Genomic DNA, 15,371 nt, shown 5'->3' on the forward strand with positions numbered 1-15,371 from the left:
TTGCGCTATGATCCTCAAACTTCCTACGCCGGCATTACCCGGATCAGGTTCAAGGTGACCCAGAGCTGCAATTTGCTCTGATCTCAGCCGGGGATGGCCCCCAGCGCCCCTGTTTTTATGTCCGTGCATAAGTATAACACGGTAGAGGAATTTGTCAAGGTTTTCCTTTTGTGGAATCAGAAAAGCGACTCACTCCGCGGCGGGAACAGCCTTTTTACCGGTTTTGCAGATGTCCTTCAGGCAGCAGGCGGCACAGTCCGGCTTGCGGGCATCACACACAGCCCGGCCGTGCAGCACGAACCGGTGGCACAAATCGCTGCCCTCCTCCGGGGGAATGATCTTCCACAGGGCCATCTCCACCTTTTTGGGCTCGGTGATGTTCTTCACCAGACCGATCCGGTTGCACAGCCGGATGCAGTGGGTATCGGTGACGATGGCAGGCTTGCCGAACACGTCGCCCATGATCAGGTTGGCGCTCTTGCGGCCCACGCCGGGCAGGCTGAGCACCGCGTCAAAATCGTCCGGCACCTTTCCGCCGAAGTCATCCCGCAGGCGGCGCATGCACAGGCTGATGTCCCGGGCCTTGGAACGGCCCAGACCGCAGGGCTTTACAATGGCCTCGATCTCCTCCGGTTCGGCGGCAGCCAGCGCATCCACACTGGGGTACTTGGCAAACAGATCCTTGCATACCACGTTTACCCGGGCGTCGGTACACTGGGCGGCCAGCCGCACCTCCACCAGCAGCTGCCAGGCGTGGTCGTAATCCAGGGTGCATTCCGCGATGGGGTATGCGTCTTTCAGGCGCTGGATCACTTCCAGTGCCAGGGCTTTTGTGGTCATGGGTGAATCCCTCCATTTTGGCTTGTGTAAAAGAATTTTCAATGATTATAGCACGAATTCTCAGTTTGGGCAAATCTTTTTGCTCCCGTCAGGAAAACTTGATGCCGGATGGTTGTGTGCGGGCGGCAGATGCGCTATAATAGAACAATAGTATAATAATGGCTGGGGCCATATGGGAAAAGGAGTGGAAACAACATGTATCAGGATATGATGGATACCATCGGCTTTGTGGCCGGGCAGGACCCGGAGTTGGCCGAGGCGATGCAGCGGGAGCTGGTTCGCCAGCGGCAGAACATTGAGCTGATCGCCAGCGAAAATATTGTCAGCCCGGCGGTTATGGCTGCCATGGGCACTGTGCTCACCAACAAGTATGCCGAGGGTTACCCCGCCCACCGGTATTACGGCGGCTGTGCCTATGTGGATCAGGTGGAGCAGATCGCCATCAACCGGGCATGTGAGCTGTTTGGCGCCAAGTTCGCCAACGTACAGCCCCACTCCGGTGCACAGGCCAACCTGGCGGTGTATTTTGCACTGCTGGAGGTGGGCGATACCATTCTGGGCATGGATCTGGCAGCGGGTGGTCATCTGACCCACGGCAGCCCGGTGAACATGAGCGGAAAGAACTACAACTTCGTGCCCTACGGTGTGAATGCTGATGGTTATCTGGATTATGATGCCCTGCGCCGGCTGGCTCAGGAGGTAAAGCCTAAGATGATCGTGGCGGGCGCTTCCGCTTATCCCCGCGCCATCAAGTTTGATGTGCTGGCCGACATTGCCCATGAGGTGGGTGCCTACCTGATGGTGGATATGGCCCACATTGCCGGTCTGGTAGCGGGCGGCGCGCATCAGAGCCCGGTGCCCTACGCGGACGTGGTGACCACCACCACTCACAAGACCCTGCGCGGTTCCCGCGGTGGTCTGATCCTGACCAACAATGAGGAGCTGGCCAAGAAGATCAACAAGGCGGTTTTCCCCGGCACCCAGGGCGGCCCGCTGGAGCATGTGATCGCCGCCAAAGCGATCTGCTTCGGGGAAGCGCTGCGCCCCGAGTTTAAGGAATACGCCCGCAAGATCGTGGAGAACGCTCAGGTGCTGGCGGATGCATTGACCGCCCGGGGCGTGAAGCTGGTGAGCGGCGGCACCGACAACCACCTGATGCTGATTGATCTGTCCGACGAGGAGTGTACCGGCAAGGAGCTGGAGCACAATCTGGACGAGGTGCACATCACCGCCAACAAGAACTCGGTGCCCGGCGAAAAGCGCAGTCCCTTCGTGACCAGCGGCGTGCGCATCGGCACCCCAGCGGTGACCACCCGCGGATTTGGTCCCGAGGAGATGAAGGTCATTGCGGACTGCATTGCCGACTGCATCTTCGATTTTGAAAACAAGAAGGACCAGGTGGCAGCCCGCGTGGCGGAGCTGACTGCCCGTTTCCCGCTGTATGAATAATCTGTAGCACCAACAAAAGGGCGGCTTTTCCCGTGCAGCGGGGGAAGCCGCCTTGCTGGCGCAATGCCGAAAAGGAGAGCACGATCATGGCATTTTTTACCTGCAAACTGAAAAGCCAGGCCCTGATGAGCACCACTCAGGTGCGGCTTTATTTCCCCTGTGACCTGGTGGACCGCTGGAAGGGCCAGCCGCCCCGTGCAGTGTTCACCCTGCTGCACGGCTTCACCAACGACGGCGACGACTGGGTGAACATGTCGGCGGCCCTGCGCTACGCGGCGGACAACAACATTGCGCTTGTGATCCCGGACGCGGGCAATTCCTTCTATCACGACACTGCCTCCAACCAGGCCTATCATACCTGGCTCACTGAGGAGATGCCTGTGCTGCTGGATCAGATCGTCAAGCTGCCTCACGAGCGGGAAAAGAACTTCATCTGCGGCCTTTCCATGGGCGGCTATGGTGCGCTGATGATCGGGCTCAACCATCCGGAGCGGTATGCGGGCTGCGCCAGCTTCTCCGGCGCAGTGGCCATGCACCTGATGCTGGGCCAGAAGGACAACCCACTGGTGCGTTATGTGTTTGAGCCGGTCTATGGTCAGGCGCTGGAGCTGCCGGAAAACCGGGACCTGTTCCGTCTGGTGCAGAAGGTGAGTGCCCTGCCTGCGGAGCAGCAGCCAAAGCTTCTGTGTACCACCGGCCGCCAGGATCACGAGCCTTACTATATTTACGAGCAGAACCAGGCCTTCCGTCAGCTGGCCCAGAGCCTGCCGGTGGATTATACCTACATGGACTGGGATGGTGGCCACGAGTGGGCCTTCTGGGACCGGAGTCTGGTTTATGCCATCGACCGGTTTGTAAACCCGGGCTACGCGGACCAGATCCTGAAGGGCTGGAGCAGCGAAGCCTTCACCACGGAAAGGGGATAACATCATGAGTGAGCCTCTGGCCCAGCGGCTGCGTCCACGCGCACTGAGTGAGGTGTGCGGCCAGCAGCACCTGTTGGGGGAGGGCTGTGTGTTTCGCAAGACCATCGACAGCGGACGCATTCCCAACATGATCTTCTACGGCCCGTCCGGTGTGGGCAAAACCACGGTGGCACGCATCATCGCGGAAAACAGCGGCATGCGGCTGCACAAGCTGAACGGTACATCCGCCTCCACCAGTGACATCAAGGCGGTACTGGCCGAGATCGGCACCCTGAACAGCGCCAACGGCCTGCTGCTGTATCTGGACGAGATCCAGTATCTGAACAAGAAGCAGCAGCAAAGCCTGCTGGAGTGCATTGAAGACGGCTCCGTCACCCTGATCGCCTCCACAACCGAAAACCCCTACTTCTATATTTATAATGCGCTGCTCAGCCGGTGTACCGTGTTTGAATTCAAGGCATTGCAGCCGGCAGATATCGAGCAGGGAATCCGCAACGCGCTGGAGCGTCTGAGCGCCGAGGAGGCCGGACCCATCGAGATGCCCCGGGAGGCCTGCCAGTATCTGGCGGATGCCTGCGGTGGTGATATGCGCAAGGCACTGGGCTGCCTGGAATTTGCGGCCACCGCCGCCGCTCCTGATTCGGAGGGCAACCGGCTGATCACGCTGGAGATGGTCAAGCAGGTGGCCCGCCGCACCGCCATGCGTTACGACCGGGCAGGGGACGACCACTACGACATCGTGTCCGCCTATCAGAAGTCCATGCGCGGCTCGGACCCGGACGCGGCGCTGCATTATCTGGGCCGCCTGCTGGAAGCAGGGGATTTGGTAAGCGCCTGCCGCCGTCTGATGGTCTGCGCCTGCGAGGATGTGGGCCTGGCCTATCCGCAGATCATGCCCATCGTCAAAGCGGCGGTGGACATCGCCAACATGGTGGGCCTGCCCGAAGCGCGCATCCCGCTGGCCAACGCGGTGGTCCTGGTGGCCACCAGCCCCAAGTCCAACACGGCCTACATGGGCATCAACCGGGCCATGGCGGACCTGAAGCGGGGCAAATCCGGGCCCATTCCCCGGCAGCTGCAGAATAAGCACTTTGATGGAGAAGATGCACTGGTAAAGGGCCAGAACTATAAATATCCCCATGACTTTCCGAACCGCTGGGTGGAGCAGCAGTATCTGCCTGATGCACTGGCCGGAACTGTATATTATGAATATGGGGAAAACAAAAACGAACAGGCGGCCAAGGCATACTGGGATAAAGTGAAGAAAAAGTAAAAAATAAGCTTTTGAATTTGTTAACCGCCGTCCGAAATGCTCCGGGCGGCGGTTTTTGCACTGCGCATAAACTGATGCACGGCAAGCGGGAAAAGCTTTGGCGGTTGCTACAAAAACTTAAAATTTCATATAAAAATTTGCGCTGTTGCTTGACAAGGAACGATTCCTATTTTAGTATATAAACATAGAATTCAGTGTGAATTTTTGCAATTTTACAGAGCGGACGGATTTATGGATATTGACTGTGATCCGCGCTCGTTTCCGTTCCAAACGGAACAATACTGCAAAGGAGGTTTCCACAATGCGCTATTCCCGTCAACGTGAGCTTGTACTGCGTCAGGTGCAGAACCGTTGCGATCATCCCACGGCCGATGATATTTATCTGGCCATCCGTGAGGATTGCCCCGGGCTGAGCCTTGGCACGGTGTATCGTAACCTGAACGGCCTGGTGGAAATGGGTCGGGTACGCCGGGTATCCATTCCCGGCATGGCAGATCGTTTTGACCGTACCCTTTCGGAGCACGATCACCTTTACTGCACTCGCTGCGGAAAGGTTGAGGATGTTTTCCTGGACAAGACGGCGGTCAACGAGATGATCGAGGCCCGCAAGGATCTGGCCATCGAGCATGTTTCGCTGAATCTTTACGGGCTGTGCTCCGCATGCCGTGACGCGGCACGCAGCTGATTCGCTTCCACAACGCCCTGTTTGCGACTGCAAGCAGGGCGTTGTTTTTTTATACATATAAGGCTTTTAAAAAAGCACATTTTCCCACAAAAGTGCCGGAAAAATAGGCGAATGGAGCCCAAAAGTGTGGTTTTGGTGAAAAAATAAAAGTAATACTTTGTTGTTTTGCACAACAATGAATTGGAAGCTTTAGGCAAAAAATAGAAAACGTTCGAACCCACTTGCACGTGAAATTTCATGGTGCTATACTGAACGTGCAATGAGGAATGACACTTTTCTCACAAGCATAGTTTGATTTTTAACAGCCAACTGTAACGGAGTGCTTCGCGCACGGGTTGGGCAGGCACAACAGATGTTGTGCTGTTCATTGGTTACGGTGCGGCTGTTCTTTTTTTTATGATTTTTGATCATGATAGGGTCGTGGGTCGTAAGGAAAAGGGAAAAATCAGACAAAAATCAGAGTAAATAAAAACGGCTGTAACGGAGTGCTTCGCGCACGGGCTGTGATCCATCTGTCAAAGACAATGGTGAGCAGTGTGTTCTGTTACAGTCGTTTTTCGTTTGTAACCGAATAACAACACATGAGCAGTAAAGGAGAAGAATGGTTATGTATCTTTTGGGAAATGGCCGCCTGGTCACTCGTGATGACGCAAACCCCTATCTGGAAAACGGCTGTGTTGCCATTGAGGGCAACCTGATCAAAGAAGTGGGCGAGACCGCCGCACTGAAGGCAAAGTATCCGGAAGCCGAATTCATCGATGCCAAGGGCGGTGTGATCATGCCCGGCTTCATCAACGCTCACAACCACATCTATTCCGCCTTTGCCCGCGGCCTGACCATCAAGGGCAACAACCCCACCAACTTCCTGGAGGTTCTGGATCAGCAGTGGTGGACCATCGACCGCAACCTGCTCCTGCCGGACACCAAGGCCAGCGCCGATGCCACCTATCTGGACTGCATCATGAACGGCGTGACCACCATTTTTGACCATCATGCCAGCTACGGCGGCATCGAGGGCAGCCTGTTCGCCATCGCCGAGAGCGCCAAGGAGTTCGGTGTTCGCTCCAACCTGTGCTATGAGATCAGCGACCGCGACGGCGAGGACAAGATGAAGGCTTCCGTAAAAGAAAACGTGGACTTCATCAAATACGCTCAGGCCGACACCACCGATATGATCAAGGGTATGATGGGCATGCATGCTCCCTTCACCCTGAGCAACAAGACCCTGGAGTACTGCGCAGCCGAGAAGCCCGAGGGCGCCGGCTACCACATCCACGTGGCCGAGGGCATCGACGATCTGTACGACAGCCTGACCAAGTACAACAAGCGCCTGGTGTTCCGCCTGCACGATATGGACATTCTGGGTGATAAGACCATCTGCGGTCACTGCATCTACGTGAACGAGGCCGAGATGGATCTGCTGAAGGCCACCAACACCATGGTGGTACATAACCCCGAAAGCAACATGGGCAACGCCGTGGGCTGCCCCCCGATCCTGAAGATGATGGAAAAGGGCCTGACCGTGGGCCTGGGCACCGACGGCTACACCAACGACATGACCGAGAGCTACAAGGTGGCCAATGTGCTGCATAAGCACAACGCCTGCAAGCCCAACGTGGCCTGGGGCGAGATTCCCACCATGCTGTTTGAGAACAACCGCGCCATGGCCGGCCGCTTCTTCGAGAAGCCCATCGGCATCCTGAAGGAAGGCGCCTACGCCGACGTGATCGTTTCCGATTACGATCCCCTGACCCCGATGAACGCCTCCAACATCAACAGCCACATCCTGTTCGGCATGACCGGCCGCAGCGTGGTGACCACCATCATCAACGGCGTGGTCAAGATGAAGGACCGCGAGCTGATCGGCATCGATAAGGAAACTGTTCTGGCCCACTGCCGCGAGCAGAGCGCCGATCTGTGGAACCGCATCAACGCGGGCCGCTGATTCAGCACCCATCAGGCACAAAGAGCCCGGTTTGCACCCGGTAGACACCGGGCGGGCTCTTTGTGCCCCAACCTGTGTAACAAAGCCTCCGTGCGGGCTCAAAACAGTACGGAAACCGAGATCCGCTTCGAAAGGCGGGCAATGAATGTTTGAGAGAAAAAGGAGAATCATTATGAGCGACATCATGCGCCCCATTCCGTTTGCTGAACTGATGGATTGGGTCCTCACCGAGTACGCCCAGCAGGGCACCATCTTCGGCGTTGGCGACATCTACAAGCACACCGCCGGCAAGACTCTGCCCATCTTCACCGAGCAGATCGAGACCCCCTTCGGCCCCGCTGCCGGTCCTCACACCCAGCTGGCTCAGAACCTGATCGCCGCATACGCCGGCGGCAGCCGCTTCTTTGAGGTCAAGACCGTTCAGATCATCGACGGTGAGGACCTGCCCGTCTCCAAGCCCTGCATCAAGGCGGAGGACGAGTGCTACAACGTGGAATGGAGCACCGAGCTGCGCGTTCCTCAGGCTTTTGAGGAGTATGTAAAGGCCTGGTTCGCCCTGAAGCTGATCAGCCGCATGTACGGTCTGGGCAGCGAGAACGGCTTCGTATTCAACATGAGCGTTGGCTACGACCTGGCCGGTATCCAGAGCGAAAAGGTGAACACCTACATCGAGGGCATGAAGGATGCCTCCACCAGCAAGGTATGGGCTGAGTGCGTGGAATGGGCCAAGGCCAACCTGAACCGCCTGAACGGCATCGACGCCGCTTACATCGACGCCATCAATCCCCATGTCTGCACCTCCATCACCCTGTCCACCCTGCACGGCTGCCCCCCGGATGAGATCGAGCGCATCGCCACCTACCTCATCAATGAGAAGAAGCTGAATACCTACATCAAGTGCAACCCCACTCTGCTGGGCTACGAGTTCGCCCGCAAGACCCTGGACGACATGGGCTACGATTACATCGTATTCGACGACCATCACTTCAAGGGCGACCTGCAGTTTGAGGACGCCATCCCCATGTTTAACCGTCTGCTGGATCTGGCCGCTTCCAACAACGTGGAATTCGGCATCAAGCTGACCAACACCTTCCCCGTGACCATCGCTGCCGGCGAGTTGCCCGGCGAGGAGATGTACATGAGCGGCAAGAGCCTGTATCCGCTGTCCATCAGCCTGGCTCAGAAGGTGGAGAAGGAATTCGGCGGCAAGCTGCGGGTATCCTACTCCGGCGGCGCTGACTACTTCAACATCGACCGCATCTTCGATACCGGCATTTGGCCCATCACCCTGGCCACCACCCTGCTGAAGCCCGGCGGATACAACCGCCTGCGTCCCATGGCCGACAAGCTGGTTGCCATGGACTACGTACCCTTCGCCGGTGTGGATATGGAGAAGCTGGGCACCCTGGTGGATTCCGTCAAGACCGACGCCCACCATGTGAAGCCCATCAAGCCCCTGCCCAGCCGCAAGATGAAGCAGGACGTTCCCCTGATCGACTGCTTCGTGGCTCCCTGTGAGGAGGCCGGCTGCCCCATCCATCAGGATATCCCCACCTACATCCAGCTGGTGGGCGAGGGCAAGCTGGTAGAGGCTCTGCAGGTCATCTGCGAGAAGAACCCCCTGCCCTTCATCACCGGTACCATCTGCAGTCACCGCTGCATGACCAAGTGCACCCGTAACTTCTACGAGGAGAGCGTGCAGATCCGCGCAGCCAAGCTGGCTGCTGCCGAGGGCGGCTACGACGCCTTCCTGGCTGGCCTGAAGGCCGGCGCTCCCCGCAGCGAGAATGTTGCCATCGTGGGCGGCGGCCCCGCCGGTATGGCTGCGGCCTACTTCCTGGCCAAGGCTGGCGCGAAGGCTACCATCTTCGAGAAGCGCAATGCTCTGGGCGGCATCGTGAAGCATGTCATCCCCGGTTTCCGCATCAGCGACGAAGCCATCGCCAAGGACGCTGCTCTGCTGGAGAAGCTGGGCGTGGAAGTGAAGCTGAACACCACCGTGGCCAACCCCGCTGAGCTGCTGGGTCAGGGCTACACCCACGTGATCCTGGCCAACGGTGCCTGGAACCACGGCGCTCTGAAGCTGGAGGGCGGCGAGGCCCTGAACGTTCTGGAGTACCTGGACCGTCAGAAGAACGCCCCCGAGACCCTGAACCTGGGCAACGATGTGGTCGTCATCGGCGGCGGCAACACCGCCATGGACGCTGCCCGTGCCGCCAAGCGCGCCGGTGCTGCCAACGTTCGCCTGGTATACCGCCGCAGCAAGCGCTACATGCCCGCCGATGAGGAAGAGCTGGAGCTGGCTCTGGCCGACGGCGTGGAGTTCTGCGAGCTGCTGGCTCCCGTTGCCCTGAAGGACGGCAAGCTGGTTTGCGACGTGATGCGTCTGGGTGCTCCCGATGCTTCCGGCCGCCGCAGCCCCGAGGCCACCGGTGAGACCACCGAGCTGCCCGCCTCCTGCGTGATCGCCGCCATCGGCGAAAAGGTGGACACCGCCACCTTCCTGACCAGCGGCATCGCCGTGGATGAGAAGGGCAAGGCCAAGGTGGACGCCGACTGCAAGGCCGAGAACGGCATCTATGTTGTGGGCGACGCCAAGCGCGGCCCCGCCACCGTTGTGGAAGCCATTGCCGACGCCACCGCCGCTGCCATGAACATCCTGACCAGCGCCGTGAAGACCATCGACTTCACCGCCGAGGCTTCTCAGCTGAAGGCAAAGCGCAGCCTGCTGGGCGGCTATGTGGACGCCAAGGCCGAGAGCGACCGCTGCCTGGGCTGCAGCGCCGTCTGCGAGAACTGTGTGGACGTTTGCCCCAACCGCGCCAACCTGGCCATCAAGGTGCCCGGCATGGCCAAAGAGCAGGTGGTCCATGTGGACAAGATGTGCAACGAGTGCGGCAACTGCGCCGTGTTCTGCCCCTACGCCAGCGCTCCCTACAAGGACAAGTTCACCGTGTTTGCCTCTGAGGCCGACATGGCCGACAGCCAGAACCCCGGCTTCTGCGTGCTGGATGCCGCTGCCGGTAAGGTGAAGATCCGTCTGGGCGATGCCGAGTACGAGACCGTTCTGGCGCAGGACACCACCACCTACGGTCCCATCAAGGCCCTGATCGAGACCATTCTGAAGGATTACGCCTACTGCCTGTAATCCAGCTCTGCGAGTAAAGAAGGGATTCGTTTGATTATCATTCAAAACGGCCAGCTGGTCAGCCCCTCGGGGCTGACCAGGGCCGACCTGGCTCTGGATGGCGGCCGCATCGCCGCCATCGAACCACCGTTCACGACGCCGCGGGCTGTTATGTGTTCCCCGGCTTCATCGACGGCCACACCCACCTGGACATGGAAAGCGGCTCTCTGGTAACGGCGGACGATTTCACCACCGGTACCCGCGCCGCGGTCTGCGGCGGCACCACCACCATCGTGGATTTCGCCACCCAGGATAAGGGCGGCACCCTGAACGACGCACTGGACGCCTGGCACAAAAAGGCGGACGGCAAGTGCAGCTGCAACTACGCCTTCCACATGGCCATCACCGACTGGAATGACCAGGTGAAGGCGGAGCTGCCCGAGATGTTCCGCCGGGGCGTGACCAGCTTCAAAGCCTACATGGCCTACGATGCGCTGAAGGTGAACGACGCGGAGCTGCTGGAGATCCTCCAGTCGCTCAAGCCCTTCGGCGGCATCCTGGGCGTGCACTGTGAGAACGGCCTGCTGGTGAATGAGCTGCAGGCCCGCCAGAAGGCGCTGGGCCATTTCGGCCCGGATGCCCATCCGGTCAGCCGTCCCGCTGAGGTGGAAGCCGAAGCGGTGAACCGGCTGTGCTATCTGGGCAAGCTGGCAGGCACACCGGTCCATGTGGTGCATCTGAGCACCGAGTTGGGCCTGGAGGAGGTCCGCGCCGCCCGGAAAAAGGGCGTGACGGTTTACGCCGAGACCTGCCCCCAGTACCTGACCATGGACGAAAGCCGTTACAAAGCCCCCGGCTTCGAGGGAGCCAAATATGTGATGAGCCCGCCGCTGCGCACCCCCGCCGATGTACAGGCGCTGCGCAAGGCGGTGGCGGCAGGGGAGATCGATACCATTGCCACCGATCATTGCAGCTACAATTTCAAAGGACAGAAGGACCTGGGAATCGAGGACTTCACCAAGATCCCCAACGGCGGCCCCGGCATCGAGCACCGGCCCATGGTGGTTTACACCAGCATGGTGCAGCCCGGTGAGCTGGCAGTCACCGACTTCTGCCGTCTGCTGGCCGAAAACCCCGCAAAGCTCTTCGGCATGTATCCCCGCAAGGGTGTGCTGGCCGTTGGGTCGGATGCGGATGTGACTGTATGGGACCCCGAGGCAAAAACGGTGATCACCGCGGCCCGGCAGCAGCAAAATGTGGACTATACCCCTTACGAGGGCTTTGCCGTAACCGGCATGCCCAAAGCAGTATTCGTGGGCGGCGTGCTGGCGGCGGAATACGGCCAGCCTACCGGTCTGCTGGCCGGCACCTACGTGAAGCGCTGAAAGGAGCGTCTCCATGTATACCTTATATGTAAACGGCGTGGAGCACCACACCGATAAAAATGTCAAACTGCTGGAGTACCTGCGGGAGGACCTGCGGCTGACCAGCGTGAAGAACGGCTGCGGCGAGGGCGCCTGCGGCACCTGCACCGTCCTGGTGGACGGCAAGAAGACCAAAGCCTGCGTGTTCACCACCGAAAAGCTGAACGGCAAGCACATCACCACCGTGGAAGGCCTGACCGAGCGCGAGCGTGCGGTTTATGTATACGCCTTCGGCCAGACCGGCGCGGTGCAGTGCGGCTTCTGCATCCCCGGCATGGTAATCAGCGCCAAGAGCCTGCTGGATGAGAACCTGAATCCCACCCGTGAGGATGTGAAGAAGGCCATCCGCGGCAACATCTGCCGCTGCACCGGTTATGTTCGCATCGAAGAGGCCATCCTGCTGGCTGCCAAGATGTTCCGTGAGAACCTGCCCGTTCCCCAGGATGACAGCGAGGCCCGCATCGGCGCACACTTCCCCCGCGTGGACGTGGAGGAGAAGGTGCTGGGCACCGGCCTGTTCGTGGATGACATCAAGGTTCCCGGCATGATCTACGCCAAGGCCCTGCGCTCCAAGTACCCCAGAGCCCGTGTGGAGAAGATCGACCTGACCCGCGCACTGGCTCATCCCGATGTGGTGAAGATCCTCACCGCCAAGGATGTGCCCTTCAACAAGACCGGCCACATCATCCAGGACTGGGATGTGCTGATCGCCGAGGGCGACTGCACCCGCTACATTGGCGATGCCATCGTGCTGGTGGCCACCAACCACAAGGAGACTCTGGATGAGGTGCTGGACCTGGTGGATGTGACCTACACCGAGCTGGAGCCTCTCACCGATCCCATCAAGGCCATGCAGCCGGATGCCCCGAAGCTGCATGAAAAGGGCAACATCCTCACCAAGGAAGTGCTCAAGCGCGGCAACGCCGAAGAGGTGATCGCCAGCGCGCCCTATGTGGTGACCCAGCATTATTCCACCCCCATGACCGACCATGCCTTCATGGAGCCTGAGTGCGCCATCGGCATTCCGGACGGCGAAGGCGGCCTGCTGATGTACACCGGTAGCCAGTCGGTATACGACGAGCAGAAGGAAATCTCCCGCATGCTGCAGATTCCGCCCGAGAAGGTTCGCTGCCAGACAAAGCTGGTGGGCGGCGGCTTCGGCGGCAAGGAGGATATGAGCGTGCAGCACCACGCGGCGCTGATGGCCTGGGCCACCGGCCGCCCCGTAAAGGTGAAGTTCAGCCGTCAGGAGAGCCTGAACATCCATACCAAGCGCCATGCCATGGAAATGGACGTGACCACCGCCTGTGACGAGAACGGCAAGCTGCTGGCCATGAAGGCCACCCTGATCTCCGACTGCGGCGCTTACGCCAGCCTGGGCGGCCCGGTTCTGCAGCGTGCCTGCACCCACTGCGGCGGCCCCTACAACTTCCAGAATGTGGACATCACCGGCATCTGCGTTTACACCAACAACGTGCCCGGCGGCGCGTTCCGCGGCTTCGGCGTGACCCAGAGCTGCTTCGCTGCCGAGTTGAACCTGGATCTGCTGGCCGAAAAGGTGGGCATCAGCCCCTGGGAGATTCGTTACCGCAACGCCATCCGTCCTGGTCAGGTGCTGCCCAACGGCCAGATTGCCGGCCCCGAGACCGGTTATGCCGAGTGCCTGGAGGCCGTGAAGGAAGCCTACGAGAGCAGCCCCTACGCGGGCATCGCCGGCTGCATGAAGAACAGCGGCGTGGGCGTGGGCCTGCCGGATATCGGCCGCTGCAGCCTGGCTGTGGTGGACGGCAAGGTGCACATCCGCACCAGCGCCGCCTGCATGGGCCAGGGCGTTGCCACTGTCTGCACCCAGATCGTGAACGAGGTCACCGGTGTGGACCCGCAGCACATCTTCCACGAGCGTGCCGACACGGCCATCACTCCCAACTCCGGTACCTCCACCGCTTCCCGTCAGACCGTGTTCTGCGGCGAGGCCACCCGTCGTGCAGCCGGTGAGCTGGCCAACGCACTGGCAGGCCATACCCTGGAGGATCTGGAAGGCCAGAGCTTCTACGGCGAATACAGCGGCGTGACCGACCGCATGGGCAGCGACAAGCCCAACCCGGTCAGCCATCAAGATGGAAAACGGCTACGTGAAGAGCAAGTACGGCACTCTGGGCCTGCTGCGCGCCACCGACGTTCCTCCCATTGAGGTCATCTTCGTGGAGAAGGGAACTGAGGACCAGAACACCTTCGGTGCCAAGGGCGTGGGCGAGATCAGCGCCATTCCCGCGGCTCCCGCCGCAGCTCATGCGGCCTACCGTGTGGACGGTGTGTTCCGTACCAAGCTTCCTCTCCAGGACACCTTCTATAAGAAAGGGGGCAAATAAGCATGGCCAGTGCAAAAGCGGCGCCTTCTGAACAGGCGCTTTACACCCGCACCGGTATGCCCCCCCTGGCCAAGGCCATCCCCCTTGCACTTCAGCATGTGGTGGCCATGGTTGTCGGCTGCATCACCATGCCCATGATCGTCGCCTCCGCCGCGGGCGTTTCCGCCTCGGATCAGATCATCATGGTGCAGGGCAGCCTGCTGGTGGCGGCGCTCGCCATCCTGCTGCAGGCCTTTGGCGTGAAGGGCTTTATCAGCAGCGGCCTGCCGGTGATGGTGGGCAGCGGCTTCGCCTTCCTGCCCACTCTGCGCTCCATCGTGGAGCAGCACGGCATGGGCGGCCTGGTGGGCGCTCAGATCGCCGGTGCCTGTGTGGGCATGCTGGTGGGTCTGTGCTTCACCAAGATCCGTTTCCTGTTCCCGCCCATCGTTACCGCCAGCGTGGTACTGACCATCGGTATCTCGCTGTACGACACCGCCATCAACTACATGGCGGGCGGTGTGGCCAGTGACCCCAGCTACGGCAGCGCCCGCAACTGGATTCTGGCCTTCATCACTCTGGCCACGGTTATTATCTGCGGCCAGTTCTGCAAGGGTATGGTCAAAGCCAGCGCCACCCTGATCGGTATGCTGGTGGGCTATCTGGCAGCCATGGCCATGGGCATGATCCACTTCACCGAAGTGGGCTCCGCCGCATGGGTCCAGCTGCCCGCGCCCTTCCACTTTGCTCCCGAGTTCAACCTGAATGCTATCATCAGCCTGGGCATTGTGTTCATGGTGAACGCCGTGCAGGATATCGGCCAGTTTGAGGCCACTGCCAACGGCACCTATGAGCGGGCGGCCACCAACGCCGAAATCACCGGCGGCGTGATCGCAAACAACCTGTGCAGCCTGCTGGGCGGCATCTTCGGCGGCGTGCCTGTGGCCGCTGCCGGTCAGAACGTGGGTATCGTGGTCACCACCAAGGTCATCAACCGGGTGGTCTTCGGCATCGCCGGCGGCGTGGTCGCCGTTGCGGCTCTGGTACCCAAGCTGAGCGCGATCCTCATCACCATTCCCCAGCCTGTTCTGGGCGGCGCCACCGTCACCGTGTTCGGCTCCATCGCCATGACCGGTGTCCGGATGCTGGCCCGGGAAGGCCTGAGCCCCCGCAGCGTGTTCATCGCCGGCCTGAGCGTGGCCATGGCGGTGGGCATTCCCCAGACCGCCAATGCCTTCGCGGGCTGCCCCGCCTGGATTGGCCAGATCTTCGGCAACTCCGAGGTCATCGTGGTGGCCCTGACCGCCATCCTGCTGAATCTTATCCTTCCCAAAGAGAAAAAGGAGAATTGATA

Annotated in this window: 9 protein-coding genes, 1 pseudogene and 1 riboswitch; of the genes and pseudogenes, 9 read left to right on the forward strand and 1 reads right to left on the reverse strand. The window is 60.1% G+C overall.

Translation table 11 applies throughout. The features are described 5' to 3' along the window. Nucleotides 1-3 precede the first annotated feature (3 nt). A riboswitch (TPP riboswitch) is annotated at nt 4-121 on the reverse strand. Nucleotides 122-189: 68 nt separating this feature from the next. Beyond that, nucleotides 190-840 carry an endonuclease III gene (nth, locus tag J7G73_RS11130; protein ID WP_087296387.1) on the reverse strand — a complete coding sequence of 217 codons (651 nt, stop codon included), beginning with the start codon at nt 838-840 and terminating at the stop codon, nt 190-192. 195 nt (nt 841-1,035) lie between these two features. Here nth and glyA point away from each other — a divergent pair, with 195 nt between their 5' ends. The 9 genes and pseudogenes from glyA (at nt 1,036) to J7G73_RS11175 (ending at nt 15,369) form a co-directional block, all read left to right on the forward strand. Further along, nucleotides 1,036-2,289 carry a serine hydroxymethyltransferase gene (gene glyA / locus J7G73_RS11135; RefSeq protein WP_291246295.1) on the forward strand — a complete coding sequence of 418 codons (1,254 nt, stop codon included), beginning with the start codon at nt 1,036-1,038 and terminating at the stop codon, nt 2,287-2,289. Between the two features lie 86 nt (nt 2,290-2,375). Continuing rightward, nucleotides 2,376-3,215 carry an alpha/beta fold hydrolase gene (locus tag J7G73_RS11140; RefSeq protein ID WP_291246296.1) on the forward strand — a complete coding sequence of 280 codons (840 nt, stop codon included), beginning with the start codon at nt 2,376-2,378 and terminating at the stop codon, nt 3,213-3,215. Between the two features lie 4 nt (nt 3,216-3,219). Next, nucleotides 3,220-4,488: a replication-associated recombination protein A gene (locus tag J7G73_RS11145; RefSeq protein WP_291246297.1), complete on the forward strand. Its 1,269-nt coding sequence runs from the start codon at nt 3,220-3,222 to the stop codon at nt 4,486-4,488. Nucleotides 4,489-4,789: 301 nt separating this feature from the next. Next, nucleotides 4,790-5,173 (forward strand): transcriptional repressor, encoded by a 384-nt coding sequence (locus J7G73_RS11150; protein WP_087296391.1) that lies wholly within the window; start codon nt 4,790-4,792, stop codon nt 5,171-5,173. Between the two features lie 607 nt (nt 5,174-5,780). Beyond that, entirely contained in the window at nt 5,781-7,118 is a 1,338-nt protein-coding gene (gene ssnA / locus J7G73_RS11155; protein ID WP_291246298.1) for a putative aminohydrolase SsnA, read from the forward strand. Nucleotides 7,119-7,290: 172 nt separating this feature from the next. Beyond that, a complete protein-coding gene (gene ygfK, locus J7G73_RS11160) occupies nt 7,291-10,266 on the forward strand; it encodes a putative selenate reductase subunit YgfK (RefSeq protein ID WP_291246299.1) in 2,976 nt (991 codons plus the stop codon). 152 nt (nt 10,267-10,418) lie between these two features. Then, nucleotides 10,419-11,630 carry a dihydropyrimidinase gene (gene hydA / locus J7G73_RS11165; RefSeq protein WP_291246300.1) on the forward strand — a complete coding sequence of 404 codons (1,212 nt, stop codon included), beginning with the start codon at nt 10,419-10,421 and terminating at the stop codon, nt 11,628-11,630. Between the two features lie 13 nt (nt 11,631-11,643). Next, nucleotides 11,644-14,038 (forward strand): annotated as a pseudogene (xdh, locus tag J7G73_RS11170) (selenium-dependent xanthine dehydrogenase). A 2-nt stretch (nt 14,039-14,040) separates the two neighbouring features. Further along, a complete protein-coding gene (locus J7G73_RS11175; protein WP_291246301.1) occupies nt 14,041-15,369 on the forward strand; it encodes a solute carrier family 23 protein in 1,329 nt (442 codons plus the stop codon). Nucleotides 15,370-15,371 lie beyond the last annotated feature (2 nt).

It is taken from the genome of Allofournierella sp., from assembly GCF_017889395.1.
Taxonomy (GTDB): Bacteria; Bacillota; Clostridia; order Oscillospirales; family Ruminococcaceae; genus Allofournierella.

What these genes read in the sequence shown, in the direction of transcription:
- ssnA (WP_291246298.1), top strand. Translation starts at nt 5,781, where the DNA reads ATGTATCTTTTGGGAAATGGCCGCCTGGTCACTCGTGATGACGCAAAC.
- J7G73_RS11175 (WP_291246301.1), top strand. Translation starts at nt 14,041, where the DNA reads ATGGCCAGTGCAAAAGCGGCGCCTTCTGAACAGGCGCTTTACACCCGC.
- J7G73_RS11140 (WP_291246296.1), top strand. Translation starts at nt 2,376, where the DNA reads ATGGCATTTTTTACCTGCAAACTGAAAAGCCAGGCCCTGATGAGCACC.
- J7G73_RS11150 (WP_087296391.1), top strand. Translation starts at nt 4,790, where the DNA reads ATGCGCTATTCCCGTCAACGTGAGCTTGTACTGCGTCAGGTGCAGAAC.
- nth (WP_087296387.1), bottom strand. Translation starts at nt 840, where the DNA reads ATGACCACAAAAGCCCTGGCACTGGAAGTGATCCAGCGCCTGAAAGAC.
- J7G73_RS11145 (WP_291246297.1), top strand. Translation starts at nt 3,220, where the DNA reads ATGAGTGAGCCTCTGGCCCAGCGGCTGCGTCCACGCGCACTGAGTGAG.
- glyA (WP_291246295.1), top strand. Translation starts at nt 1,036, where the DNA reads ATGTATCAGGATATGATGGATACCATCGGCTTTGTGGCCGGGCAGGAC.
- ygfK (WP_291246299.1), top strand. Translation starts at nt 7,291, where the DNA reads ATGAGCGACATCATGCGCCCCATTCCGTTTGCTGAACTGATGGATTGG.